The organism is Afipia clevelandensis ATCC 49720, assembly GCF_000336555.1.
In the GTDB taxonomy this organism is placed as follows: domain Bacteria; phylum Pseudomonadota; class Alphaproteobacteria; order Rhizobiales; family Xanthobacteraceae; genus Afipia; species Afipia clevelandensis.
Map to the genome: position 1 here is coordinate 48,564 of NZ_KB375281.1, position 26,319 is coordinate 74,882.

Consider the following 26,319-nt stretch of genomic DNA (forward strand, 5'->3'; position numbering starts at 1 on the left):
TCTAAATTCAATGCTTTTATTCGACCCCTGATTTTGCCAAGATTTCCATCAGGTGCACCCTCGGTCTTTGATGGAGAATCTGGATGGCTCGCTCCCGGCTCGTCTCGCGTGGTTTGAATTCGCTTTTGCTCGCTGCTTCGCTCGGATTGTCCGCAACCGCCGCGATGGCGCAGGACGTGATCAAGTTCGGCGCGCCGCTTCCGCTCACCGGGCCGCTGGCGCCTGAAGCGATCAAGCAGCAGCAGGGATATGACCTGTGGGCCGAGCTGGCCAACAAGGCCGGCGGCATTTCGGTCGGCGGCAAGAAGTACAAGGTCGAGATCGTTTACGCCGACTACCAGTCGAATACGCCCCGCGCGGTCCAGACCACCGAGCAGATGATCACCCAGAACAATGTGAACTTCCTGTTCAGTCCGTTCGGCTCCGGTGCGGCCAAGGCCGGCAGCAGCGTTTCCGAGAAGTACAAGGTGCCGACCATTGCCGCGACCGCGTCGTCGTCGCAGGTCTACGATCAGGGATACAAATATCTGTTCGGCACCTTCACGCCGAACGACACGCTGACAACGCCCCTCACGCAGATCGTCAAAGCGAAAGCTCCGGATGTGAAGAAGGTGGCCATTCTGGCGCGTAACGATCTGTTCCCGCTCGCGATCGCGCAGGAAATGGAGAAGTCGGCGAAGGGCAACGGGCTGGAAGTCGCTTACTTCGAGAAGTATGCGATCGGCACGCTCGACCATTCCGCGACGCTGTCGCAGATCAAGTCGCTGGCCCCGCAGTGGATCTTCGTGACCGGTTACATCAACGATCTTCTGCTGGTGAAGAAGCAGATGGCGGATCAGCAGATCAAGGCCACCGTGGTCTCGATGATCGCGGGCCCCGCTTATCAGGAATTCATTGATGCCGCCGGGCCGGGTGGTGAAAACATCACCAGCGCCGCGTGGTGGCACCCCGCCGCTCAATACTCCGGCAAAGACATTTTCGGCACGACCGCGAACTACGTGAAGCTGTTCAAGGAAAAGTACAAGTCCGAGCCTGATTACGCCCAGGCCTCGGCGTCTGTATCGGGCGCGCTGTTCCAGATGGCGATCGAGAAGGCTGGATCGCTCGACAGAGACAAGGTGCGTGACGAACTGGCGAAGATGGATGTGATGACCTTCTTCGGGCCGGTCAAGTTCGGTCCCACGGGCCAGATCAACTCGCTCGAGCCGCCGGTTTTCCAGCTTCAGGGCGGCAAGCCTGTCGTGCTTTCGCCGGCGCTGATCAAGCAGGGCGAATTCAAGCTCGGCGTGAACTGAACAAGAGCGCGGGAGGCGAGGACATCACATGCTGGCGGCCCAGGTTCTGATCAATGCTTTGGTGCTGGGCTGCCTGTATGCCTGTATCGCAATCGGCTTCTCGCTGGTTTGGGGCGTTCTCAACGTCATCAACCTGATCCATGGCTCGTTCATCGTTCTCGGGGCCTATCTGGCCTGGGGACTTTATCAGTCGCTGCATATCTCGCCGTGGTATGCGCTCCTGATCGCCGCGCCGCTGTTCTTCGTGTTCGGTTATCTGATCCAGCGCCTGATCCTCAATCGGGTGATTACAGCGCCTGTGCTGGTGACACTCACGCTGACATTCGGCCTCGACCTGATCCTCAACAATGCGATGATCTACTTCTTCAAGGCTGACTATCGGAAATTGACGCTGACACCGCCAATGGGATCGGTCTCGTTGTTCGATGTGGTTGTTCCGGTGGATCGTCTGATCGCGACCGCATCGGCATTGGCGCTGACCGGCGTGCTTTACCTGATCCTGCGGCGGTTGCGTGTCGGCCGCGCCATTGTCGCGGTCCGTCTGGATCGTGACGCCGCGACACTGATGGGCGTGGATGTGAATTCGATCTACGCGATTGCATTTGGTCTTGGTGCGGCGCTGGCCGGATGCGCCGGCGTTCTGATGGCGCTGATTTTTCCGATTTCGCCGCTGACCTCCACGGCCTATCTCGGCAAGGCTTTCGTCGTTTGCGTGCTGGGCGGCCTCGGCAGTGTGTCGGGAGCGCTTGCGGGCGGAATCTTGTTGGCGCTGATCGAGGGCATAGGGTCGACGCTGATCGGTCCGGCGCATGCGACGACGCTGTCATTCGTTCTTCTGATCATCTTCCTGATCGTTCGCCCACAGGGCCTGCTCGGCCGGAAGGGCTTTGAATGACCCGCTCGAATGTAATCTTGCTGATACTGGTTGCCTGCATCGCGGCGTTGCCGTTGTTCGGTGGCCCTTACGCCTTGCGGCTCGGCACCATTGCCTGCATGTATGCGATCCTGGCATTGTCCTGGAATATCGTCGGGGGCCTAGCGGGATATCCGTCATTCGCGACGGCTGCCTTCTTCGGATTCGGCGCATACACGACGGGCGTATTGATGTCGCGCGGCGTGTCTCTTGGGGTTGCTGTGCCGATCACATGGATCGCGTCGTTCGCCCTGGCCGCCCTTTTGGGGGCTGCGCTGCTCCGTCTGCGCGGGCACTACTTCGCCATTGCCAGCCTTTCGCTGATCGAAGTGTTCCGCGAACTCGTCAACAACGCCACCGACCTGACCGGGGGCGGTATGGGGCTGAACATTCCGCTCTCCGCCGGGTCGGGCGTGATGTCGGATGCGACGTTCTTCTTCTATGCGATGTGGGCGCTGCTGCTCGCGACCGCATTGATGGTGATCATCGTTGCGGGATCGAAACTCGGTTTCGGGCTTGGCTGCATCCGGCAGAATGAAACCGCCGCCAATATGATCGGCCTCAACGCGACTCTCTACAAGAGCATCGCTTTCGGCCTGTCGGCGTGCTTCGTCAGCGTTGCCGGCGGGATCTATGCGGCATGGGTGCATTACATTGATCCATCCGACGTGTTCGACATTCTCTATTCGGTCAAGCCGATTGTGATGGCGCTGATCGGCGGGTTGGGTTCGCCGCTTGGTGTGGTGGTCGGTGCGCTGGTCTATCTCGGGCTGGAGGAGGTCGTCTGGCGCAACTACATCCAGATTCACAGCGGAGTTCTTGGTGTTCTGATCGTTGCGCTGCTGCTGTTCCTGCCGCACGGATTGATGTCGCTGCGCGACCGGCTGCTGTCGTGGAGGCCGAAGCGTGTCTGAGATTCTTAGGCTTCAGTCGGTCTCCCGCCACTTCAGCGGCCTGAAGGCCCTGAGCGATGTGTCGCTCGGCATCAACAAAGGCGAGGTGCTCGGGCTGATCGGCCCGAACGGTGCCGGCAAGACCACGCTCGTCAACGTCGTCACCGGCGTGACCCCCGCAAGCTCCGGAACGGTGACGTTTGCCGGGCAGGACATCACGCGCGTCAAGACCTACCAGTCCGCGCGCCTCGGCCTGTCGCGCACGTTTCAGATCGTGCAGCCGTTTGCCGAGCTTTCCGCACTCGATAACGTGGCGGCAGCCGCGCTGTTTTCGCAGCCCGGTGAAAGCCTGAAGTCAGCGCGCGAATCGGCGCGCGAACAACTGGCCTTTGTCGGGCTGGAGGCGCAATCCGGGCAGCCGGCCGCGACGCTGACCCTGGCGATGCGCAAGCGCCTTGAACTGGCGAAGGCGCTAGCGATGAAGCCCAAGCTGCTGTTTCTGGATGAAGTGAATGCCGGCCTGAACAGCGCCGAGGTGGAGCGCGCAACCCGCCTGATTCACGAGCTTGCCGCCAGTGGCATCACCATCGTGATGATCGAGCATCTGATGAAGGTCGTGCTGAATGTCTGCACGCGGATCGTCGTGCTGCACAATGGCAAGCTGATCGCGGATGGCATGCCGCGCGACGTGATCAAGAACCCCGCGGTGGTCGAAGCCTATCTTGGCCAGCAATATGCCCAGAGAGCCGCGTCCCATGGCTGAAGCTGATCTCATCCTCGAATTGCAGGGTCTTCGCGCCGGGTATGGCGAAGTCCAGGTGCTGTGGGGCATCGACCTTGCGGTGCGCAGCGGTCAGATCACCGCGCTGATCGGCTCCAACGGCGCGGGCAAGACGACATTGATGCGCGCGCTGTCCGGTCTCATTCCGGTGCAGTCGGGGTCGTATCGCTCGGACGGCGAAAATCTCGCGGGTGCGACGGCGGCGGCGATCCTTGCACACGGCATCGTCCATGTGCCGGAAGGCCGGCGTCTGTTCGGCGCCATGAGCATCGAAGACAACCTTCTGATGGGCGCTTACTCGCGCAAGGCCTCGCGTGCCGACATCAGCCGCGACATGGACAGGGTCTACGCAACATTCCCAAAACTGTTCGAGCGGCGCAATCAGGCCGCTGCGACGCTCTCCGGTGGCGAGCAGCAGATGTGCGCCATCGGCCGCGGTTTGATGAGCGCGCCGAAGCTGCTGATGATCGACGAACTGTCGCTGGGTCTTTCACCGCTGCTGGTCGAGCAACTTGTCGCCTCGCTGCGCACGTTGAATAGCGAAGGCATGTCGATCCTGTTGGTGGAGCAGGATGTCACGACCGCGCTCGATCTGTGCCACGAGGCCTTCGTCATGGATATGGGCCGGATCGTCAGATCCGGCTCGGGCAATGAACTGCTGGCCGATCCGATTATCCGGGATGCCTATCTCGGCGTTCTGGAAGAGTAATCGCTGCCCTGGGCCGTATCGGAAAATTCTCTCAAGCTGGAAGAGGTAACATGATCAAGACTGTTGACGCGCCGAACGGCGGTTATCGTTTCATGCCAGGCGTCAGCCAGTATTCCGCCGGTGTGGCGGCGCTGCCCGGGTTTGCCCTTGAGCGGGTGCGCTTCACGAAGCCGGTACCGCTGCGTCTGGGATTTGAGCGGATTGCTCAGACATTGAAGGATGCTGGCCGTCCGCTGGCGGCTTTCGCTGCATGTGAACTGCGGTCTCCCGCGCCGTTCACCGAAAGCGGGTTCGTGGCCTTCAATGAAATCTATACCGGAACTCTGAAGGCTTGGGGGCTGATGCCGGATGGTGTCAATCCGGTGGCCCGCAGCAATGTGTGTCCCAAGATCGACCCGCCGTCGGAGCCGGGCTTTTATGCGTTCACCTATGCGGTGCCTGCTGTGAACGCGCCAACGTCCTTTGTGATCGCCGGAAGCGGCGAAGCGCCGGAAGGCAAGGGGAATTATCGCGATCATGCCGTGCGCCTCGGCGAGACGTCACCGGCTGCGATGCTTGAGAAGGCGCAGTGGGTGCTGGGCGAAATGGAGCGGCGCATGAGCGCGTTCGGCGGTGACTGGAGCCAGGTGACGGCGACCCAGCTTTACACCGTCCATGATATCTACCCATTTATCGAAACCGAACTCGGCAAGCGCGGCATTTTCCGTCAGGGTCTGACATGGCATTTCAACCGGCCCCCGGTGCAGGACCTCGAATACGAGATGGACTGCCGCCGCGTTTATATGGAGCGGGTTCTCGAGGCCTGAGTTTCAGGATCAATCAGACAAACAGCACGGCCCGGCCGCTTATCCTGCGGGGCCGTGTCCCTTTTCCGGATCGCCGTCAAGATCGACAGCCGCCCGATCACCGGCTAACAATTTGAGCAAGAAGGATACCGCGCCAACACCCTGGGGAGGGCCATGCCAGTTTCACTCGATCCCGATGCCGCCGCCGTACTCAACGCCTTTCGCGAGGCCGGGCGTCCGCCATACGAAACGCTGTCCCCCGCGGAAGCGCGCCAGATGTATCTGGCCGGCCGCGTTGTCACCAATCCCGAACCGCCGCCGCTCGCGTCCGTCCAGTCCTTGTCGATTCCGGGGCCGGCAGGCTCCATCCCCGCGCGTGTCTACAAACCGCTGAAGTTGCGCGCAGCGAGTGGCCTGTCGCCATGTCTGGTCTTTTTCCACGGCGGGGGATGGGTGATCGGCGACCTCGACTCTCATGATGTGGTGTGCCGGACGATTGCGGATGAAGGCCAGCTCATTGTGGTCTCGGTCGACTATCGGCTCGCACCGGAACATCGCTTTCCATCCGCCGTGGACGATGCGATCGCGGCCACACAGTGGATATCGGCGAATGCATCATCTGTCGGCGCCGATCCGGCGCAGCTCTTTGTGGGTGGCGACAGCGCGGGCGGCAATCTTGCGGCGGTGGTGGCGATCAATGCGCGGACGGAAGGGCCGAAGCTCGCGGGTCAGGTGTTGATCTATCCCGCCACGGACTTCTCGATGTCTCATTCCTCGCACAGCGAGCCTGAAACCAGCGCACTCCTGACCCATTCCGTGATCCGGTGGTTTCGCGATCACTATCTCAATGGCGCTGACGGAGTTGGTGACTGGCGCGCATCGCCGGCGCGCGTGCAAAACCTGTCCGGCCTGCCGCCTGCATTCGTGCTGACCGCTGGCGCCGATCCGTTGCGCGATGAAGGCGACGAATTTGCCGTTCGTCTCGGGAACGCCGGCGTGCCCGTCGTGTACCGGACATATCCCGGCCAGTTCCATGGATTTCTCACCATGGGCAAGCTGCTTCCGAAGGCCAGCGAAGCCATGCGGGAAATCGGTAGCTGGCTCAAGGCCATAGGATAGGTCCAATTTTTGCGTGGCCGTATGACGGCCACGCAGCCCCCTATGTGTTGTCTTTGTCCGTTTTTCAGGGTCAGATTTCACAACGAGGGTTGAGGCAACAGCCTTCCAAAAGAAAATCGGGAGGCCGCGACGTGATCGAACCGCAACAAGGCTCAACCGCCACTCACGCAAGCTATGATGCCGTTGTCGTGGGCGCGGGGTTCGCGGGCCTCTATTTGCTTCACAGGTTGCGCGGCCTCGGTCTGTTTGTGCGCGTCTATGAACAGGGCGGCGACGTCGGCGGGACGTGGTACTGGAATCGTTATCCGGGTGCGCGCTGCGATGTCGAAAGCATGCAGTATTCTTATTCGTTCTCCGAAGAATTGCAGCAGGAATGGGAATGGAGCGAGCGTTACGCGCCGCAGCCCGAGATTCTGAAATATGCCAATCATGTTGCGGACAGGTTTGACCTGCGCCGCGATATTCAGCTCAACACCCGTGTTGAGGCTGCGATATTCGATGAGAATGAAAACCGGTGGTCGGTCACCACCTCGGACGGCAAGATCGTTTTGGCGAGTTACTTCATTCTGGCGACCGGTTGCCTCTCGAATGCGCGTGTTCCCGATTTCAAGGGCATGGATCGTTTTGGCGGAGCCACCTATCACACCGGCCATTGGCCGCATGAAGCCGTTGACTTCACGGGGCAGCGGGTTGGAGTGATCGGGACCGGTTCGTCGGCGATCCAGTCGATTCCGATCATTGCCGATCGGGCCAGCCACCTTTTTGTTTTTCAGCGCACCGCGAATTTCAGCGTCCCGGCTCACAATGCGTCACTGACGCCGGAGGTCACGCGGGACTGGAAATCCAACTATGCCGACCTGCGGCGCCGGGCACGCGAAGAATCGCGCAACGGGATTCTCACGGTCGTTCCCGAGAAGGGCGCACTCGATGATGCGGACGAGGCGCGCCGCCGCGAGTACGAGGCGGGCTGGGAGCGCGGCGGCATCAGCTTCATGGCGTCGTACAATAATCTGCTGATCGACAAATCCGCGAACGAGACAGCCTGCGAGTTCGTGAGATCGAAGATCGCCGAGATTGTCGACGATCCCGCGATCGCCGAACTGTTGCAACCTCGCGATCACCCCATTGGCTCAAAGCGAATTTGCGTCGACACCGGCTACTATCAGACCTTCAACCGGCCAAATGTCACTCTGGTTGATATCCGCTCCGCGCCAATCGAGGAGATACTGCCGGATGGGCTACGCGCCGGCGGTGTAGATTACGAACTCGATGCGATCGTATTCGCCACAGGCTTCGACGCCATGACCGGATCGGTCGCGAAGATCGAGATCCGGGGCAGGGCAGGTATCGCGCTCAATCAGAAGTGGGCTGAAGGTCCAAAGACCTATCTTGGCCTGATGAGCGCCGGCTTTCCGAACATGTTCATCATCACGGGCCCGGGAAGTCCGTCGGTGTTGAGCAATATGATCGTGTCCATCGAGCAGCATGTCGACTGGATCAGTGACTGCATCGGCTACATGCGGCAGCGCGATCTCGGCTGTGTGGAAGCGACGAAGCCTGCTGAGGACGGATGGGTGAAGCAGGTCAATGATGTCGCGAGCGGTACGCTCTATCCGCAGGCGAATTCCTGGTACATGGGAGCCAACATTCCCGGCAAACCACGGATTTTCATGCCGTATATCGGCGGGGTCGGCGTTTATCGCCAGATTTGCAGCGACGTTGCCGCCAACGGATATGAAGGCTTCGCCATGACCGGTCGCGGGCGCGCTGCCACCTCGGTCGCTGCCGAATAGCCGCTTGGTGGCTTGCTGTCGGCGCTGGCCGCCGTTACGCGACGATGCGCAAAGTTATCGTCTGCATAAAATTTTTGCAGCTATTTTTCATGGCTAAATTATTGTGCAATCTAGCGACTTTGTATGCAATCATGACGGGGACAATGACGACGATACCTTGGTGAAAGTCAGCCGTTTTGGCGTGATTTCAGTATCTTAGGCCGATTTTAGAGTTTCGTTAAGTCTTGGCACGAAGATTGCGAAGTCCTCTCCAGCAAAGTCTCAATGGCTGGAGAGCATGATGAAACGTCGCGATTTCCTGAAGACTGTCACTGCAGCCGCGGCAGGTGCCGCCATACCGGGTCCGGCGATCTGGTCGTCCGCCAAGGCGGATGCGCGATCCGAGTCACTTCTCATCGTTTCGGAGAGCGGACCAAACAATCTCGACATCCACGGCGTCGGCACCAACGTGCCGGGCTACGAGGTGTCGTGGAATTGCTACGACCGGCTCATTAGCCATGAAATGAAGACCGGCGCCAATGGCGTGCCGTACTACGACCGCGACAAGTTCAAGCCCGAACTCGCGGAAGACATGAACGTCGGCGACATGTCGGTGACGTTCAAGCTCAAGAAGAACGCGAAGTTTCATGACGGTGCGCCGGTGACGGCGAAGGACGTGAAATGGTCGCTCGATCGCGCCGTCAGCGTCGGCGGCTTTCCGACCTTCCAGATGGCGGCGGGTTCTCTCACCAAGCCCGAGCAGTTTGTCGTGGTTGACGACAACACCTTCCGCGTGGATTTCGCCAAGAAAGATCGTCTCACCATCCCCGACCTCGCGGTGATTGTGCCGTGCATTGTCAATTCCGAACTGGTGAAGAAGCACGCCAGCGAAAAGGATCCTTGGGGCCTCGAATACACCAAGCAGAACACCGCGGGTTCCGGCGCCTATCAGGTGAAGAACTGGACCGCCGGCACCGAAGTGGTGATGGAGCGAAACGACAACTGGGTCGGCGGGCCGCTTCCCAAGATCAAGCGCGTGATCTGGCGCATGGTGCCGCAATCCGGAAACCGCCGCGCGCTGCTGGAGCGCGGCGACGCCGACATCTCCTACGATCTGCCCAACAAGGACTTTGTCGAGTTGAAAGATTCCGGCAAGCTCAACATCGTGTCGACGCCATATTCCAACGGCGTCCAGTACATCGGCATGAACGTCAAGAACCCGCCGTTCGACAATCTCAAGGTCCGTCAGGCGGTAGCCTATGCGCTGCCGTATCAGAAGATCATGGATGCCGTTCTGTTCGGTCTTGCAAAGCCGATGTTCGGCGGGAGCGGGCCGACGGAAGTGGCCTGGCCGCAGCCTCACAAGTACAACACGGATATTGCGAAAGCCAAGGCGCTGCTGGCGGAGGCCGGCTATCCGAACGGCTTTGAGACCACGCTGTCGTTCGATCTCGGATTCGCCGGCGTCAACGAGCCGCTGTGCATTCTTGTGCAGGAAAGCCTCGCCCAGATCGGGATCAAGGTCACGATCAATAAAATCCCCGGCGCCAACTGGCGCACCGAACTGAACAAGAAGGTGTTGCCGCTCTACACCAACGTGTTCTCGGGCTGGCTCGACTATCCGGAATACTTTTTCATCTGGTGCTACAGCGGCAAGAATTCCGTCTTCAATACGATGAGCTATCAGTCAAAGGACATGGATGCCTTCATCGACGGAGCCGTGACCGCCGCAGCGATCGGCGACAAGGCGAACTACGACAAGGACGTGAAGGGCTTTGTCGATCTCGCCTTTACGGACATTCCGCGCATTCCGCTATATCAGCCTTACGTCAACGTCGCGATGCAGAAGAACATTTCCGGCTATCAGTACTGGTTCCATCGGCGTCTCGACTATCGTGCGCTGGTGAAAGCATAACAGGCGGGCGGCGTCATGCTCGGCATGATCGGAAAACGGCTGGCCTTCGCGATCCCGAGTTTGATCGGGGTCGTGATTGTTACGTTCCTCCTGACGCGCGCGCTGCCGGGCGATCCGGCGGCGTATTTCGCCGGGCCTGCTGCGACCAAGGACGCCATTGAGCAAATCCGGAAACAGCTTGGACTCGACAAGCCGCTCTTTGAGCAGTTCGTCCGCTACACGGTGGATCTGTCCAAGGGCAATCTCGGCAATTCGCTCACCACCGGTCAGCCGGTGGCGACGGAAATCCGCAACCGGCTCCCGGCCTCTGCGGAACTGACCCTGACCGGACTGTTGATTGCAATCGCAATCGCGATTCCGCTCGGCATTCTGGCAGCAACCAGACCCGGCTCGTGGATTGACCATCTCTGTCGCGTGCTCACCACGGCAGGGGTCTCGTTGCCGGTCTTTTTCACCGGTCTTGTGCTTGTGTACGTTTTCTACTTCAAACTTGGCTGGTCGCCAGCGCCGCTGGGCCGGCTCGATGTGTTTGCCAGTGCGCCGCCGACCGTCACCGGCTTCTATCTGATTGACAGCCTGCTCGCGCGAAATTTCGAGACATTCCGTTCGGCGCTCGGTCAGCTTGTCCTTCCGGCCCTGACTTTGGCGATTTTCTCGCTCGCGCCGATTGCACGCATGACCCGCGCCTCCATGCTCGCAGTGCTGGCGTCGGACTTCGTCCGGACCGCGCGCGCCAGTGGCCTGTCGCCGTCGAAGGTGATCGTCACCTACGCATTCCGCAACGCCATGCTGCCGGTCATCACCACCCTGAGCATGGTGTTCTCTTTCCTGCTGGGCGCCAACGTCCTTGTCGAAAAGGTCTTTGCATGGCCGGGCATAGGCTCTTACGCCGTTGAAGCCCTGATTTCATCGGACTTCGCGCCGGTGCAGGGGTTCGTGCTGACCATGGCGGTGATGTACGTCATGCTCAATCTGATTATCGACATTCTTTATGGTGTCATTGATCCTCGGGTGAGGTTGGAAGGATGAGCACAGTCGCGCCGGCCGCTGACGTGGCCTCAACATCCCAGGCGTCGGGCCTCAAGGCCACGTTGCAGCACGCCCGCTACATCCTTGGCGAAAACCCGGTCACAGCATTCGCGTTCGGACTTCTCATTATCATTATCTTCGCAGCCGTGTTCGGTCCCTGGATTGTTCCTTACGATCCGCTGGCGAGCGATACGGCCCAGGCCTTGAAGCCGCCGTCAGCCGCGCACTGGTTTGGGACTGATCAACTTGGCCGCGACATTCTGAGCCGCGTCGTGGTTGCGACCAGGCTGGATTTCTTCATTGCGGCCGCTTCCGTCGTGCTGGTGTTCTTCATGGGCGGCATTGCCGGCATCGCGGCCGGCTACTTCGGCGGATGGACCGACCGCATTGTCGGGCGGGTTTCCGACACGATCATGGCGTTTCCGCTGTTTGTGCTCGCGATGGGTATCGTCGCCGCGCTCGGTAACACCGTCCAGAACATCATCATCGCGACTGCGATCGTGAATTTCCCGCTCTATGTGCGTGTCGCTCGCGCCGAAGCAAACGTTCGCCGCGAGGCGGGTTTTGTGCAGGCCGCGCGGCTGTCGGGGAATGGCGAGTATCGCATTCTCCTCGGGCACATCCTGCCGAACATCATGCCGATCATGATCGTGCAGATGTCCCTGACCATGGGCTACGCGATCCTGAATGCGGCGGGACTGTCGTTTATCGGTCTGGGTGTTCGCCCGCCGACCCCGGAATGGGGGATCATGGTTGCGGAAGGCGCGACTTTCATGGTTTCGGGCGAATGGTGGATCGCTTTCTTTCCGGGTCTTGCGTTGATGATCGCGGTGTTCTGCTTCAATCTTCTCGGCGACGGATTGCGCGATATTGTCGATCCGCAGCGGAGGACATGAGCATGATCCGGAAAAATGGAAATCGGTTTTCCGATCAGATCATGCTCGAGGATAGAGAGCCATGACCGCAAAGCCTCTGCTCGATGTCACCGATCTTACGGTTGAGTTCGCGACCCGGCGCGGCACCGTGCAGGCCGTCAAGCATGTCAACATCTCGCTCGCCAAGGGCGAGACCCTCGGCATTGTGGGCGAGTCAGGCTCGGGAAAATCGGTGACATCCTACGCCGTGATGCGAATTCTGGATCGAGCCGGAAAGATCGCTGACGGTTCGATTATGTTTTCGGGGATCGATGTCAAGAATGCGTCCGAGCCGGAGATGCGCGACCTCCGGGGTCGCGAAATCTCGATGATCTTCCAGAATCCGCGCGCCGCACTGAACCCGATCCGCAAGGTCGGAGATCAGATCGAGGACGTGCTGCGCCAGCATGTCCAATCCACCTCGAACGATCGGGGTGAGAAAGCAATCGAGGCGCTTGAGCAGGTCAGGATCGCACGGCCGCGCGAACGCTATCATGCCTATCCGTTCGAGTTGTCCGGCGGCATGTGCCAGCGCGTCGTGATCGCTCTGGCGCTGGCCTGCAATCCGCAGTTGCTGATTGCAGACGAGCCGACCACAGGTCTCGACGTCACCACGCAGAAGGCGGTGATGGACCTGATCGTCGAACTGACGAAGAGCCGCGGCATGTCAACCATTCTCATCACGCACGATCTGGGCCTTGCGGCGGCATATTGCGATCGCGTTGTGGTGATGGAAAAGGGCAATGTGGTCGAGACGGCGCTCTCGAAGGATATCTTCGCCAGGCCCGAGCATCCTTACACGCGCAAGCTGATGCGCGCGACGCCGAGACTTGGCGTGTCGCTGCGCGATCTGCTGCCCGACGAAGACAGGGCCGCAGCAACCGTTGTTGCTCCCGGTCCCGCGCCGGACGCCAGTGAAACACCGCTTCTGGTGGTGGAGAAGCTGGTAAAGGAATATCCTCGCCAAGGCGCGACCCGTACCCTGTCTTCGCTCTTTGGCCGCAAGCCTCCTGTTGAGCCGGAGCAGTTTCGCGCGGTGGATGGCATCAGCTTTTCTGTCGCGCGCGGAGAAAGCGTCGGACTTGTCGGCGAATCGGGTTGCGGAAAGTCGACCACCTCAATGATGGTGATGCGCCTGCTTGGCCAGACCTCGGGCCGTATTGTCTTCGATGGTGAGGATATTGGCGAGATTCCACCGAAGTCATTCGCACGGCTTCCCCAACGCAAGCGAATCCAGATGGTGTTTCAGGACCCCACTGACAGCCTCAATCCGCGCTACACGGCGGCGCGGGCGATTGCCGATCCGATCATGCAACTCGGCGATATCAAGGGCACGGCTGCGCTGCGTGCGCGGTGCGAGGATCTGGCCCGTCAGGTCGGCCTCCCATTGTCCTTGCTGGATAGATTCCCGCACCAGATGTCGGGTGGCCAGAAAGCCCGTGTCGGGATTGCCCGCGCCATTGCGCTGAAGCCCGACCTGATCATCCTGGATGAACCGACAGCGGCACTCGATGTTTCCGTGCAGGCGGTCGTTCTGAATCTCCTGCAGGACCTCAAGCAGTCGATGGGAATGAGCTATCTGTTCGTTTCGCATGACCTGAATGTGGTGCGGCTTCTGTGCGACAGGGTCATTGTGATGAGGAGCGGACGGATCGTTGAACAGGGATCGACCGAAGCTGTTCTGGATGCTCCGCAGGATGCGTATACCCGCGAATTGCTGTCGGCGATTCCTCATCCGCCGCTGGCGGTGAACTGAACAGAACAAACGGTGCGAGCCAATGTCATCGCCAGATCATCTGGACAAATATATCGACGCCTCAGCAGACATTCTCGGTCTCAGAATTGATCCTGCCTGGATGCCTGCCGTTCGCCTGAACATGGACAACACCTTGAAATTGGCGCGGCTGGTGCAGGAATTTCCGTTGCCCGATGAGATCGAGCCGGCGGCCATCTATGAAGCATGAAACAACGATAACAGCCGGAACTGAATGGCTGTCGGCATCTGTGATCGCCGATGGCGTTGCCTCGGGGAGCATGTCAGCGCTGGATGTCACCAACCATGTGCTGGGGCGAATTGCGGCTGTCGACGGAAAACTGAATGCGTTCACCGATGTTGTGGCCGAGCGGGCGCGGGCCACAGCGCGGAAAATCGACGCGACAGTTGCAAGCGGGGGAAGCGCAGGCCCGTTGGCAGGCGTCCCGTTCGCCGTCAAGAATCTCTTCGATGTATCCGGTGTATCAACGCGCGCCGGCTCGAAGATCAATCGTGACCTCGCACCGTCATCGCGGGACGCGGCGCTGATCGAGCGCATGGAAGCTGCCGGCGCGGTGCTGGTCGGCGCGCTTAACATGGGCGAGTACGCCTATGATTTCACCGGCGAGAATGCGCATGATGGGCCGTCGCGCAATCCGCACGACCTGACACGTATGAGCGGCGGATCGTCCGGCGGGTCGGGGAGCGCGGTCGGTGGCGGACTTGTGCCGCTTGCGCTGGGATCGGACACAAACGGATCAATCCGCGTTCCATCGTCGTTTTGCGGCATCTTCGGCCTGAAGCCGACCTATGGACGGCTGTCGCGCGCACGGACATTTCCGTTTGTCGCGAGTTTCGATCATCTTGGTCCTTTCGCGCGATCCACCCGCGACCTGGCGCTCGCCTACGATGTGATGCAAGGCTCCGACGCGGACGATCCTGCGTGCGCCGATCGGCCGATTGAAGCCACCATTCCTTCGCTCGCCAGGGGCATCGACGGGGTGCGGATCGCGGTCGCCGGCGGCTATTTCAAGGAAAATCTGACCCCCGAAGCGATGGAAGCCGTTGCGCGCGTCGCCAAGGCCCTGTCAGTCACTACCGAGGTGGAGATACTCGAAGCGGCGCGTGCCCGGGCGGCGGCCTTTGTCATCACCACAAGCGAGGCGGCCTCGCTTCATCTGGACCGGCTGCGGACCCGTCCGCAGGATTTCGATCCCGCCGTTCGCGATCGGCTGATCGCCGGCGCAATGGTCCCTTCCGTGTTCGTTGATCGCGCGCAAAAGTTTCGCCGGTGGTATCGCGAACAGGTTCTTGAACTGTTCAAGAGCGTCGATGTCATTCTGGCGCCAGCCACGCCCTGCATCGCGCCGAAGATTGGTCAGGCGACATTCGTGCTGGACGGCGTGGAACTGCCGGTGCGCCCGAATATCGGAATCCATACCCAGCCGATTTCCTTTATTGGCCTGCCGGTGGTTGCCGTGCCCGTTCCGCTTGACCCGATGCCTGTCGGTGTGCAGGTGATTGCAGGTCCGTGGCGGGAAGATGTGGCGCTGCGGGTTGCATATGCTCTTGAACAGGCGGGCGTGGTGAGTGCGCCGCGGCCCATGGATATCTGAAAATGACCATCGAAGTCGATTTGCCGGATGTCGTTGCCGAAGTCGGCGCGGCGTTCGCAGCTTATGAAAAGGCGCTGACATCGAATGATGTGGCAACACTCGATACCTTGTTTCGCAAGGATTCCCGCACCCTGCGCTACGGGATCGGCGAAAATCTCTATGGCTACGAGTCGATCGCCGCGTTTCGTGCCGCGCGAAATCCGGCGGGTTTGATGCGCGATCTCTCCAGAACGGTCATTACCGCCTACGGCCACGATACCGCCGTTGCATCCACGCTGTTTCATCGCTCATCAAGCCCCGGCAAGGTCGGTCGTCAGATGCAGACCTGGGTTCGCTTTCCGGAAGGCTGGCGGATCGTGGCGGCGCATGTCAGCCTGATCGACGTGCCGCAGGAGTAACCGGGAATTCGATGTCCGATATCCGGCAAACTTTTGAGGAGCCATCGGGGCCGGGCGAGCCGGGCTCTTCTGTCGGGCGTGCAGGCGTTCAGCCTGCGAAGCGCACGCTCGCCGAGGAATTGCGGCTGCAACTGGCTGACGACATTGTCCGCGGCGCCCTTGAACCCGGCTCCTTGCTCGATGAGTCCGACATTGCGCGCCGATTCGGCGTGTCGCGCACACCGGTCCGGGAAGCGTTGCGTCAACTGGTTGCGAGCGGACTTGTCAACGCGCGCGCGCACCGCAGCGCCGTTGTGGCGCGGCCGACGATCGTGCAGCTTAACAGCATGTTTGAAGCGATGGCCGAACTCGAGGCGCTATGCGCAGGGCTAGCGGCAGAGCGCATGCCGGTCGTGCAGCGGCGGGAGCTTGAGGGCCTGCATGAGCGGCTGCGGGTTTTGAGCTATGACGGCAACCCGCAACTGTTCCACGAGGTCAACGAAGCTTTCCATAATGCGATCTATGTCGGATCGCAAAACGATTATGTGGCTGAAATGGCGCTTTCGACGCGCGTGCGCGTACAGCCGTTTCGCCGCGCTCAATTCCGCAACCTCGGGCGGCTCGCCAAGTCCTATGCCGAACATGACCGCGTTGTTGTTGCCATCATGCGTGGTGACAAGACCGGCGCCGCGAGCGCGATGCGGGATCACATTGAAACAGTCCGCGAGGAGTATGAGGTTTACGCGGTGTCGCTGTAGTCTCCCGGCGCAGGCGTTTACTTCTTCGCGCCGCCGAGCCCGCTGAACATCTTGAACATTTCGCCGAATTGTTCCGGATTGAACGACATCCAGCTCTTCAGGATGGTGTCGGGTGACATCGCGGCCATTCCCGAAAGAAGCCGCTCCTCGAATTGCTTCATGGCCCGTTCCTGCATGGGCTGAACATTCGGAAGGCCGAGAAACTCGCGTGCTTCTTGTGGCGTGCAATCAACATTGACGGTGAATTTCATCATATCGGTCCTGGCTCGGAGAGAGTGATTTCGGGATGGAGCTGATGCAAGTTTATAGCGGATGATACCGGGTGAAAACCGTCACACATGCACGGCGGTTCGGACGCGGCCTGCATTTCCGAACACACGCAGATAGCGCGCGATCTCGGCGGGACTGCCGGTCGCCTTTTCAGGATTGTCCGAGAGCTTGACCGCAGGCTGTCCGTTGACGGATGTCACCTTGCACACCAGCGAAATGGGATCGAGATCGGCGGTGCCGTCCGGCGCGCAGCCGACAAAGTCATTTGTGAGATTGGTGCCCCAGCCGAAGCTGGTGCGGACGCGCCCGGCAAAGTGCCGGTGGGTTTCCTCGATAGATCCGACGTCCATGCCGTCCGAGAAAATCAGCAGCTTCTCTTTCGGATTGCGCCCCTTTTCCTTCCACCACGCGATGATTTCCTCGCCGGCGGAAATCGGCGGCGCGCTGTCCGGGCGAAAGCCGGTCCAGTCGGCGACCCATTCAGGCGCATCCCGAAGGAAGGCCTTGGTGCCAAAGGCGTCGGGCAGGGCAATCAGAAGATTTCCATCATAGGTCCGGCGCCACTGATCGAGGATGAGGTAGGGCGCCCATCGAAGTTCGTTGTCATCCTTGGCGAGCGCTGCGGCGACCATCGGAAGTTCATGCGCATTGGTGCCGATCGCTTCGAGATCGTTGTCCATGGCGAGGAGCACGTTGGAAGTGCCGGTGAATGCCGGGCCAAGCCCTTCCTTGACAGCTTCGACGCACCAGCGCTGCCACAGGAAGCCGTGACGCCGCCGCGTTCCAAAGTCGGAGAGACGGAGGCCTTCGAGTTTGCGCAGCCGTTCGACCTTGGTCCAGAGCTTGGCCTTGGCGCGGGCATAAAGCACATCGAGAACGAACCGGCCCTGGCCTTTCATGGCCTGCCGCGACCGCAGTTCGTTGATGATGGCGAGCGCGGGAATTTCCCACATCGTGGTATGCGTCCACGGTCCGTGGAAGTGCAACTCATACTGACCGTCGACCGTGTGCAGTTCATATTCCGGAAGCTGGAATGCAGCGAGCCAACTGATGAAATCCGGCGAGAACATCTGGGTCTTGCCGTAGAACGTATTACCGGCCAGCCAGATCAGTTCCTTCTTGCTGAAGCGAACGGTGCGGGCGTGGTCAAGCTGTGCGCGAAGCTCGCCCTCATCAATGACGTCGCCGAGGCGAACATGGTGAGTCCGGTTGATGACCGAGAAGGTGACATGCTCGTCCGGATAGAACCTCCGGATCATCTGAAGCATCAGAAGTTTGTAGAAATCGGTATCGAGAAGGCTGCGCACGATGGGATCGAGCCGCCAGCCGTGATTGTAGGTGCGTGAAGCAATATCTGTAACAGTCATGCCGGGATCATATCCGGCTCCCCGGCGGGCAACCAGAGTGATTTTATGGCCCGGCGGAGCGCCGGATTCGGTTAACGGTGGCCGCCAGATCGGTCCAGGGTGCCTTGTCCGGCGCGAACTGCTGCCGCAGATAGGACACAAGCTCCGCGACCTGTCCGTCGCTCAGGCTGTTCCTGAAAGCTGGCATGTATCCGAGATCGGAGGACACCGGCTGTTCGATCCCGTGCAGGATAACCTGGATGAGATTGTCCGGCATCGCGCTGTGCAGGTTGCTGTTCAGTGCCAGCGACGGCCTGGTGCCGAACAGGACAGGCCCGCCGACCTGATGGCAGACAGCGCATGCGCCCTCATAGATGCGGGCTCCGACAGGCGATGCCGATGGCGTTCTCGCGCGCGTGGCGTCTTCGAGGCGGGCGGCGAGGGCGTCCTGGGCTGCCGGAGTTATCTTTGTCTCATTGAAGGACGCCAGATAAACCGCCATGGCGCGGATGTCTCCATCAGGGACTGCCGCCAACTCCTTCACGACCGGCGCCATCGGCCCTGCGGCGACGCCGTGAAAGCGGGAGGTGCCGGTTCGCAGATAGGCGAAGAGTTCGTCCTCGGTCCATGGAATCGGTGCCTGCGACAGCGAGGTGAGCGGCTGCGCTTCCCAGCCATCCGAAACGCCTCCTGCCAGATAGGCGCGGGCGTCTCTCTCCGCGCCGAGGGCGTTTCGCGGCGTGTGGCACGCCCCGCAATGACCAAGGCTTTCGACCAGATAGGCGCCGCGATTCCATGTGTCCGATTGGGCCGGGTCAGCCCTGAATACCGCGGGTTTATGAAACAGCGCATTCCATCCCGCCATCAGGGGGCGAAGGTTGAACGGGAATACGAGCGCGGTCTCGCGGTTCGTCGCGCGCACGGCGGGCTGGGCAATCAGGTAGGCATAAAGCGCCTGCAGGTCTGCGTCAGTCGTTCGGGCAAAGTGATTGTATGGGAAGGCCGGATAAAGATGCCGCCCGTCGCGATGAATGCCTTCACGCATGGCACGCTCGAAGGCCGGATAGGACCACGCGCCGATGCCGGTCTCCGGATCGGGCGTGATGTTGGTGCTGTAGATAATCCCAAACGGCGTTTCGATCGCGCGCCCGCCTGCGTTGACCACGCCATTGATCTCGGTATGGCAGCCCGCGCAATTGCCCAGCGCAGCGAGTTGATGGCCCTTGGCGATCGTTGCGGCGGAATAGGCGGATGCGTCCGGCCGCGCGATTGGAGGAATTGATCGCCACGGCAAAACGGCGGTCGCGACACCAACGACGGCGGCGCAGGTAGCCGCGATACCCGCAAGCGCTCCCCGGCGTTTGACAAGAGGATTTCGGCTTTCCCGAAATTGCGCCTGCTGCTGAATGGTTGTGTTCGGCAGAGCTTTCGGCTCGGGAGGTTTCCCGCCGTTCAGGCCGGCCAGGATGCGCTCGGGCGTCAGCGGGAGTTCGCGGAAGCGGACGCCGGTCGCATCGAATATGGCATTTGCAATCGCAGCGGCGCTCGGCACCGATGCGGATTCTCCGACGCCGAGCGGAGGCTGATCCTGACGCGGCAGCATCAGCACGTCGATCTTCGGAACATCCGGAAATTTGATGATGGGGTAGGCGCCCCATTCGCGGCTCGCGACCGTGGTTCGGTCAAACGAGACTTCTTCCATCAGGGCACGGCTGGCGGACTGGATGACATTGCCATGGATCTGGTGCCGAACGCCCTCGGGGTTGATCATCAGTCCGGAATCCTGCCCGGCCACGACGCGGGTCACGCTGACGTCGCCGGTGGACCTGTTGACGGCGACATCCGCGATCCATGCCGACCAGGCCGCGCCATAGCCGGGAAATTTGCTGTGGACATAAAGCGCGTAGGCAAAGCCGCGTCCGCGCACCACGTCGCCGTCTGCTTCCGGTTGTTTCCAGACCGGGCGAGGAGCCCATTCGGCGCGCTTCGCGACGGCCTTGACCAGATCGACCGCGCGCGGGTCTTTCAGGTAGCGCAGCCGGTATTCGATCGGATCGACGCCGGCTTCTGTTGCAAGCTCGTCGATATAGGACTCGTGTGCAAACGTGTTGGGCAAAGCCGACACACCGCGAAACCATGAGGCGCGAACAATGGGTGGCATGTCGTGAGCGACCACCCGCATCGTGTCATAATCGTAAGGCGGGATCGCCGTGCGGTCACCCATTTCAAACACCGCCGGGACCGGCGCCACAGCGCCGGTGAGCAGCAGCGCCAGCGTCGGCGCGCCATTCGATGGATAACGTGTGGCGAAGTCATAAGCCGCGACGCTGCCATCAGCGTTAAGGCCGCCGTTCACGTCGATGAGTTGCGCGGTGCCCTTCGGCTCCCATTCGTGCTCCTGTTCGCGGGTGAGCTGCACGCGAACCGGCTTGCCGATTGCGCGGGACAGCAGGACGGCGTCGGCAGAGACGTCATCTGCGCAGTTACGGCCGTAACAACCCGCAGCTTCCATCCGGATCACGTCGATCTGCGATTCGGGGAGCGACAGAAGCAATGCGAGATCGGATCGGAGAATGTGAGGATTTTGCGTTCCGGACCACACACGCACCGTGCCGTCCTGCACGTCTGCGACCGAACAGGACGGGCCGATCGACGCATGCATCTGATAGGGCCAGACATAGGTCCGCTTGATCGGCTTGTCGGCATTCGCAATTGCGTCATCGACGTTGCCCTTGTCGAGCAATGTTCGCGGGTTGCCCGGATTGGCGCGCAGCGCGTTCTCGACGTCGTCAAGGCGGGGTAGCGTCGGCGTCGGCTTCCACACGACCTTGAGCCGGCTGGCGGCTTTGATCGCGTTTTCCTCGCGCTCGGCGACGACGCCAACAAAATCTCCGATCTGCACAACGGCCACCAGTCCGGGAATATCCCGAACGGAGGATTCATCGACGGCGATCAGGCTCGTCCCGACAAAACTCCCGGCATCGACACCAGCGTAGGGCGGGCGAACCACACGGCCATGCAGCATGCCTGGCACGCGGACATCGTGGACGTACACCAGCTCTCCGGTTGCCTTGGCCGGAAGATCGACGCGGGGAATCGACTGGCCGACGATCTTGTATAAATCGGCTGTTTTCACTTCGACATCGTCGGCCAGTTCCAGCCGGATGACCTCATCTCCGATCAGTTCGCCATAGCTCACGCTGCGGTTGTCGTGCCCCCGGATCAGGCCGTCTTCGATCGACAGGTCAGCCGCGGAAAGGCCGAGCCGCTCGGCGGCGCGCGCGATGAGAAAGTGGCGCGCTTGTGCCGCTGCCTTGCGCAAGGGGGTTGCCGTAATCTGGATCGTCTCGCTGGCGATGGTCGCGCCCTGATTGGGGACCTGCGAGGTGTCGCCGAGCACGACGACAACGCGGGCGAACGAGACATCGAGTTCTTCCGCGACGATCTGCCCAAGCGCCGTGCGGATGCCCGTGCCGAGGTCGACATGGCCGTTGAATGCGGTGATCGTTCCGTTCGCGCCGATCCTGATGAAAGTCTCGAAACCCGGGTCCATTGCAACCGAAGCCGCAGGACGAACCACAGCAAGCGATCCTGAGGGCTGTCGGTTCTCCTGTAACTCCTTCGCCATCACTCGCGGTCCTCGACGGCATGTCCCGCTGCGCGCTGGACCGCGCGCAGGATCTCGACATGAGCGCCGCAGCGGCACAGATTGTATTGCAAGGCCTGCCGCACTTCCGCTTCCGAAGGCTGCGGGTTTTGCATCAGCAGCGCCTTCGTGGTCATGATCATGCCGTTGAGGCAATAGCCGCATTGCGCGGCCTGTTCTTCGATAAAGGCGGTTTGCACCGGATCGGGGTGCTGGCGCGAACCGAGGCCTTCGAGAGTCAGAATGTCCCGATCTGTACAGCCGCTGATCGGGATCACGCAGGATCGCGCCGCCACGCCGTCAATAATCACCGTGCATGCGCCGCACTCGCCAAGGCCGCAGCCGTATTTCGGGCCGTTCAGTTCCAGATCGTTGCGCAAAACATAAAGCAATGCGGTGTCGGGAGCCGCGGCGACGTCGCGGATGTTGCCGTTCACCGTCAGGCGGATCGTCGTCTGCGTCATGCTCATCGTCACGGCCCGATCTGCTGCGTTGCAAAAGGTCGGTCATATGTCGAGGTGACGATACCGTTTGTATACAAACGTGCAAGCGCGAGATGTGACGCAGGCAAATTCTCCATCCCGCGCGATGATGCATTGCACGCTTTGTGAACACGGAGCGTAGGCAAATGAGTTTTTATGCGGCAGTTCCGGCTTTCGCGCGCGTCAGTGCTTGACAGCTTCCAGGACTGCGCGCACCATCGTTCGTATACGAACAAATCCGGTGTTGGCTGATCGAGCCAGCGGAAGCCGGGACGCACGCGAGTTTGGTCATGCCGACTGAAGCGACCTCTGTTGCAGTAGCTGGCAGCGCGGACAAGATCCGCTGCGATGCATGTCCGGTCATGTGCTATATCAAGCCGGGCGCGGCGGGCGCATGTGACCGCTATGCCAACAACAATGGCGAGCTTGTCCGTGTCGATCCGCACATCGTGCTTGAACGCACGGTGTCCCATGGCGGGCGGCTCGTTCCGTTTCAGGCCGGTGGTGACTGGGACGGAAAGATCGTTCATGAGCCAGCGGTGTTCGTGACGGCCATTGGCGCCGGCACGACGTATCCAGATTACAAGCCCGCGCCCTTCATCGTGTCGTCGGAAGTCGATGGCGTCGACATGGTTACGGTGGTGACCGAAGGCATTTTCAGCTATTGCGGCGTCAAGGTGAAGATCGACACCGACCGTTATCTCGGACCTGAAACGGCGACAGTCCGCGTGCAGGGTGAGGCGATAGGGCATGTCACGACCGGCGAATACGGATCGCAGATGCTGTCGCTCGGCGGCGTGCATCATCTCACCGGCGGCTCGAAGAAGGAAGGCCGCGTCACCTGCGACGCGCTGATGGATTTGTCCAACGGCAAGCCGGTTGAACTCACTATTGATGGCGGTGCGACGGTTGTTGTTCAGGCAGGCTACCCGCCGATTGTGAATGGCGTGACCGAAGAGCGGATGCGCGTCGGTTGCGGCTCGGCGACCATCGGCATGTTCGCGAAGCAATGGCATGGCAAGGTCGATGAGGTTGTCGTCGTGGACGACCACATCACCGGCGTGCTGTCCGAGCATCAGGCCGGCAAGCTGCTCGATATTCCCGACACCGGGATCAAGATGAAGGGCCGTCGGTCGACGCCGGGCCGTTATTTCCAGGTCGCCGAGCCGGGCACCGGATGGGGCGGGACCAATATCTCCGATCCCTTGTCTGTGCTGGGGCCGTTCGATCCGAAGACGGCGCAGCCCGGTCTGCGCATGATGATGGTGAGCACGACAGGCGAGCATGCTGCCTATTTTGAGCTCGATGAGGCGCTGAAGCCTGTCGAGAAGGAGATGCCTGCCGATCTCAGATTCTCCGTGGAGCGAATTCAGGAGAACTGTGAGCCTGCACTCTGCACCGTTCTGTTTATGGGTGGGGCAGGCGGTTCGCTCAGAGCCGGCGTTACGGATAATCCGGTGCGGTTGACGCGCTCGGTCAAGGATGCGCTGACGTCAGTCACATGCGGCGGTGCGCCGGTCTATGTATGGCCCGGCGGCGGTATCACCTTCATGGTGGATGTGACACAAGTTCCGCAAGGCGCTTTCGGGTATGTGCCCACGCCGGCGCTGGTCGCTCCGATCGAATTTACCTTGCCATTGTCGGACTACGCCGCGCTTGGCGGCCACATGGATTATGTGCGGCCATTGGCGTCATTGAATGGGAATACGGAAGTCCGCCAATTGCCGCGGAAACGGTCAGAGCCGGGATCGCAGCCATGACACGGCTCCCACAAATCGGATGGCTGGCGGACGGGAGGCGGCTTCATCTGCAGGATGGTCCGATTGATTTGATTGTCGAGGCTCATGGCGCTCCGGCGATGGTTCGCGCGGGCTATGAAGCTGCCATCGGCCGCTTCACCGGACTGCTCGATGAACTTTGCGGGGAACTGCCGGAACTGCGCCGGGCTGCGCAACCGGGTGTGTGCTCTTTGAACAGTGTTGTTGCGCGCCGGATGCACGACGCGGTTGTGCCGTTTGCGGCGGATTGTTTCATCACCCCCATGGCTGCTGTGGCGGGCGCTGTTGCCGAGGAGATCCTTGGCGCGATGACAGATGCTGCCGATCTTGATCGGGCCTACGTCAACAATGGCGGCGACATCGCGCTTCATCTTGGAAAGGGACAATCTTTTGTGGTCGGCCTCGTCGATCGCCCCGATATGCCGAGCTTGGTCGGAAAAACGAAAATTACCGCGACTGACGTCACGCGAGGCGTCGCAACCAGCGGCTGGCGCGGCCGCAGCTTCTCGCTTGGCATTGCCGATGCCGTCACGGTTTTGGCACGTCCGGCGGCGCAGGCGGACGCCGCCGCGACCATTATTGCCAATGCCGTTGATCTGCCGGATCACCCGGCGGTGGTCCGTTGCGCGGCGCGCGACGTTCAGCCTGACAATGATCTTGGGGCGCGTCTCGTGACCCGCGACGTTGGCCGGTTGCCGTTTCGCGATATTCAGATCGCGCTCGACGCGGGCGTGAACTGCGCGCGCAATCTGGTTGCGGCCGGCTTGATCGAGGGTGCCGCGCTTCACCTGCAAGGCGAAACGCGCGTCGTCGCCTTGAAAGATATCGAGACTCAGCCGCCTTTCGCGTTCCGGCGGGAGCCGATGCCAATAAAAGCCGAAAGCCTGATGTATGCCTGACATTGTCGTCCGCAAACGCGCAACAGTGATCGAGGAGATTTTTCACGAAGGCGGAAAGCCGTCGGCGACGCCGTTGCGCCGCGGCGCGATCCTCTGCGTGATCCGCAACCCTTTCGCGGGACGCTATGTGGAAGAGATCGCGGGATTCATGGATGACCTGACGCCGCTCGGCGTGTCGATGGCCGGTGCGCTGCTGAAGGCGCTGGGCGGCGATCCGGCAGCAATCCAGGGCTATGGCAAGGGCGCGATCATCGGCTCCGCCGGCGAGCTTGAGCACGGCGCACTATGGCATGTGCCCGGCGGCTATGCGATGCGCGAGATTCTCGGTGAGGCAAAAGCCATTGTGCCGTCCGCCAAGAAGGTGGGTGGTCCCGGAACGCGGCTTGATGTTCCGATCACGCATATCAACGCGTCCTATGTGCGCTCGCATTTCGATGCCATGGAAGTCGGTATTCCGGACGCGCCGCGCGCGGACGAATTGCTACTGGCGCTTGTCATGACAACGGGCTCGCGCATTCATGCGCGCGTCGGCGGGCTCAAGGCCAGCGACATCAAGGGAGAGGATGGACTGCGATGAGTGCCGTCATTCGCAAGATCGTCACGGTGGTCGAGGAAACTTTGATTGAGGGTGGACGCGATGTTGCGCCGCCGACCCGCCGTGCGGCTGCAATTGCCGTCATCGAAAATCCATTCGCTGGAAAATACGTCGCCAATCTCGATCCTCTGATCGCCATTGGCGAAGAACTGGGCGAACTGCTTGCGATGAAGGCGGTTGCCGCGCTTGGTATCGAAGGCAGCAAGGCGCAAAGCTATGGCAAGGCGGCCGCTGTGGGCGAGAATGGTGAACTGGAGCACGCGGCAGCGATCTTGCATCCCAAAATGGGCGCGCCGGTGCGCAAGGTTCTCAGCAAGGGGGCGGCGTTGATTCCGTCGTCAAAAAAACGCGGCGGACTGGGAGCGGTGCTCGACATTCCGCTCGGTCACAAGGACGCGGCTTTCGTGCGCAGTCACTTCGACGGCATGGAAGTGCAGATCAACGACGCGCCGCGCGCCAATGAAATCATGGTCGCGGTTGCTGTGACAGATAGCGGACGGCCGCTGCCGCGTGTCGGTGGTTTGACTGTGGACGAGATCAAGGGCGAGGACGGGTTGCGTTAGCGGCTTGTCCGCATTTGATGCGAAAGAAAATCCGAACCGTTCCACCGGGATAAGGAGCGGACGGGAAGTGAACGAGGGCGTGGGTCCTTGGTAACAACGGAGGTTGGGATG

General features: G+C 60.8%; 24 protein-coding genes. 20 read left to right on the forward strand and 4 right to left on the reverse strand.

From position 1 onward, the window contains the following. The first annotated feature begins 83 nt into the window (after positions 1 to 83). From HMPREF9696_RS00210 to HMPREF9696_RS00285, 16 genes are all read left to right on the forward strand, one after another. Complete coding sequence (locus HMPREF9696_RS00210; protein ID WP_002710907.1) at positions 84 to 1,295, forward strand: amino acid ABC transporter substrate-binding protein; 1,212 nt, start codon at positions 84 to 86, stop codon at positions 1,293 to 1,295. 28 nt (positions 1,296 to 1,323) lie between these two features. After that, positions 1,324 to 2,190 carry a branched-chain amino acid ABC transporter permease gene (locus tag HMPREF9696_RS00215; protein ID WP_002710908.1) on the forward strand — a complete coding sequence of 289 codons (867 nt, stop codon included), beginning with the start codon at positions 1,324 to 1,326 and terminating at the stop codon, positions 2,188 to 2,190. Then, positions 2,187 to 3,122, forward strand: coding sequence for a branched-chain amino acid ABC transporter permease (locus HMPREF9696_RS00220; RefSeq protein WP_002710909.1), 936 nt, complete (start codon positions 2,187 to 2,189; stop codon positions 3,120 to 3,122). Before HMPREF9696_RS00215 ends, HMPREF9696_RS00220 begins: the two co-directional genes overlap by 4 nt. Further along, positions 3,115 to 3,864 (forward strand): ABC transporter ATP-binding protein, encoded by a 750-nt coding sequence (locus HMPREF9696_RS00225; protein WP_002710910.1) that lies wholly within the window; start codon positions 3,115 to 3,117, stop codon positions 3,862 to 3,864. The genes HMPREF9696_RS00220 and HMPREF9696_RS00225 overlap by 8 nt, the downstream gene beginning before the upstream one ends. Continuing rightward, on the forward strand, positions 3,857 to 4,591 hold the full coding sequence (locus HMPREF9696_RS00230; protein ID WP_002710911.1) for an ABC transporter ATP-binding protein: 735 nt from the start codon (positions 3,857 to 3,859) through the stop codon (positions 4,589 to 4,591). The genes HMPREF9696_RS00225 and HMPREF9696_RS00230 overlap by 8 nt, the downstream gene beginning before the upstream one ends. A gap of 50 nt (positions 4,592 to 4,641) precedes the next feature. Continuing rightward, the gene (gene cnbZ / locus HMPREF9696_RS00235; protein WP_002710912.1) at positions 4,642 to 5,397 is read left to right on the forward strand and encodes a 2-amino-5-chloromuconate deaminase CnbZ; all 756 of its coding nucleotides are present in this window, start codon (positions 4,642 to 4,644) and stop codon (positions 5,395 to 5,397) included. Positions 5,398 to 5,550: 153 nt separating this feature from the next. Next, positions 5,551 to 6,495, forward strand: a complete 945-nt coding sequence (locus HMPREF9696_RS00240) for an alpha/beta hydrolase (RefSeq protein ID WP_002710913.1) — start codon at positions 5,551 to 5,553, stop codon at positions 6,493 to 6,495. A gap of 131 nt (positions 6,496 to 6,626) precedes the next feature. Continuing rightward, on the forward strand, positions 6,627 to 8,288 hold the full coding sequence (locus HMPREF9696_RS00245; protein WP_002710914.1) for a flavin-containing monooxygenase: 1,662 nt from the start codon (positions 6,627 to 6,629) through the stop codon (positions 8,286 to 8,288). A gap of 280 nt (positions 8,289 to 8,568) precedes the next feature. Beyond that, a complete protein-coding gene (locus HMPREF9696_RS00250; RefSeq protein ID WP_002710915.1) occupies positions 8,569 to 10,182 on the forward strand; it encodes an ABC transporter substrate-binding protein in 1,614 nt (537 codons plus the stop codon). 15 nt (positions 10,183 to 10,197) lie between these two features. Further along, entirely contained in the window at positions 10,198 to 11,211 is a 1,014-nt protein-coding gene (locus tag HMPREF9696_RS00255; RefSeq protein ID WP_002710916.1) for an ABC transporter permease, read from the forward strand. Beyond that, the gene (locus HMPREF9696_RS00260; RefSeq protein WP_002710917.1) at positions 11,208 to 12,107 is read left to right on the forward strand and encodes an ABC transporter permease; all 900 of its coding nucleotides are present in this window, start codon (positions 11,208 to 11,210) and stop codon (positions 12,105 to 12,107) included. Before HMPREF9696_RS00255 ends, HMPREF9696_RS00260 begins: the two co-directional genes overlap by 4 nt. A 61-nt stretch (positions 12,108 to 12,168) precedes the next feature. Next, a complete protein-coding gene (locus HMPREF9696_RS00265) occupies positions 12,169 to 13,881 on the forward strand; it encodes a dipeptide ABC transporter ATP-binding protein (protein ID WP_002710918.1) in 1,713 nt (570 codons plus the stop codon). Positions 13,882 to 13,903: 22 nt separating this feature from the next. Next, complete coding sequence (locus tag HMPREF9696_RS00270) at positions 13,904 to 14,089, forward strand: DUF4089 domain-containing protein (protein ID WP_002710919.1); 186 nt, start codon at positions 13,904 to 13,906, stop codon at positions 14,087 to 14,089. Beyond that, positions 14,079 to 15,494 carry an AtzE family amidohydrolase gene (locus HMPREF9696_RS00275; protein ID WP_002710920.1) on the forward strand — a complete coding sequence of 472 codons (1,416 nt, stop codon included), beginning with the start codon at positions 14,079 to 14,081 and terminating at the stop codon, positions 15,492 to 15,494. The genes HMPREF9696_RS00270 and HMPREF9696_RS00275 overlap by 11 nt, the downstream gene beginning before the upstream one ends. Positions 15,495 to 15,502: 8 nt before the next feature. Next, complete coding sequence (gene hpxZ, locus HMPREF9696_RS00280; protein ID WP_040301709.1) at positions 15,503 to 15,892, forward strand: oxalurate catabolism protein HpxZ; 390 nt, start codon at positions 15,503 to 15,505, stop codon at positions 15,890 to 15,892. A gap of 11 nt (positions 15,893 to 15,903) precedes the next feature. Beyond that, entirely contained in the window at positions 15,904 to 16,629 is a 726-nt protein-coding gene (locus HMPREF9696_RS00285) for a GntR family transcriptional regulator (protein ID WP_002710922.1), read from the forward strand. Between the two features lie 17 nt (positions 16,630 to 16,646). Here the strand turns inward: HMPREF9696_RS00285 and HMPREF9696_RS00290 are convergent, their stop codons facing one another. The 4 genes from HMPREF9696_RS00290 to HMPREF9696_RS00305 all read right to left on the reverse strand — a co-directional run bounded on the left by HMPREF9696_RS00290 (position 16,647) and on the right by HMPREF9696_RS00305 (position 22,355). Beyond that, positions 16,647 to 16,880 (reverse strand): DUF6489 family protein, encoded by a 234-nt coding sequence (locus HMPREF9696_RS00290; protein WP_040301711.1) that lies wholly within the window; start codon positions 16,878 to 16,880, stop codon positions 16,647 to 16,649. 81 nt (positions 16,881 to 16,961) lie between these two features. Beyond that, positions 16,962 to 18,266, reverse strand: coding sequence for a nicotinate phosphoribosyltransferase (gene pncB, locus HMPREF9696_RS00295; protein WP_002710924.1), 1,305 nt, complete (start codon positions 18,264 to 18,266; stop codon positions 16,962 to 16,964). 43 nt (positions 18,267 to 18,309) lie between these two features. Then, the gene (locus HMPREF9696_RS00300; protein WP_002710925.1) at positions 18,310 to 21,873 is read right to left on the reverse strand and encodes a molybdopterin cofactor-binding domain-containing protein; all 3,564 of its coding nucleotides are present in this window, start codon (positions 21,871 to 21,873) and stop codon (positions 18,310 to 18,312) included. Then, complete coding sequence (locus HMPREF9696_RS00305) at positions 21,873 to 22,355, reverse strand: (2Fe-2S)-binding protein (protein ID WP_040301713.1); 483 nt, start codon at positions 22,353 to 22,355, stop codon at positions 21,873 to 21,875. The genes HMPREF9696_RS00300 and HMPREF9696_RS00305 overlap by 1 nt, the downstream gene beginning before the upstream one ends. A gap of 308 nt (positions 22,356 to 22,663) precedes the next feature. Between HMPREF9696_RS00305 and HMPREF9696_RS00310 the strand changes: the two genes are divergently transcribed. The 4 genes from HMPREF9696_RS00310 to HMPREF9696_RS00325 are packed head-to-tail and all read left to right on the forward strand — an operon-like array spanning position 22,664 to position 26,208. Further along, entirely contained in the window at positions 22,664 to 24,133 is a 1,470-nt protein-coding gene (locus HMPREF9696_RS00310) for a hypothetical protein (RefSeq protein WP_002710927.1), read from the forward strand. After that, on the forward strand, positions 24,130 to 25,050 hold the full coding sequence (locus tag HMPREF9696_RS00315) for a UPF0280 family protein (RefSeq protein ID WP_002710928.1): 921 nt from the start codon (positions 24,130 to 24,132) through the stop codon (positions 25,048 to 25,050). Before HMPREF9696_RS00310 ends, HMPREF9696_RS00315 begins: the two co-directional genes overlap by 4 nt. Next, positions 25,043 to 25,627, forward strand: coding sequence for an amino acid synthesis family protein (locus HMPREF9696_RS00320; protein ID WP_002710929.1), 585 nt, complete (start codon positions 25,043 to 25,045; stop codon positions 25,625 to 25,627). The genes HMPREF9696_RS00315 and HMPREF9696_RS00320 overlap by 8 nt, the downstream gene beginning before the upstream one ends. After that, positions 25,624 to 26,208, forward strand: coding sequence for an amino acid synthesis family protein (locus HMPREF9696_RS00325; RefSeq protein ID WP_002710930.1), 585 nt, complete (start codon positions 25,624 to 25,626; stop codon positions 26,206 to 26,208). Before HMPREF9696_RS00320 ends, HMPREF9696_RS00325 begins: the two co-directional genes overlap by 4 nt. Positions 26,209 to 26,319 lie beyond the last annotated feature (111 nt).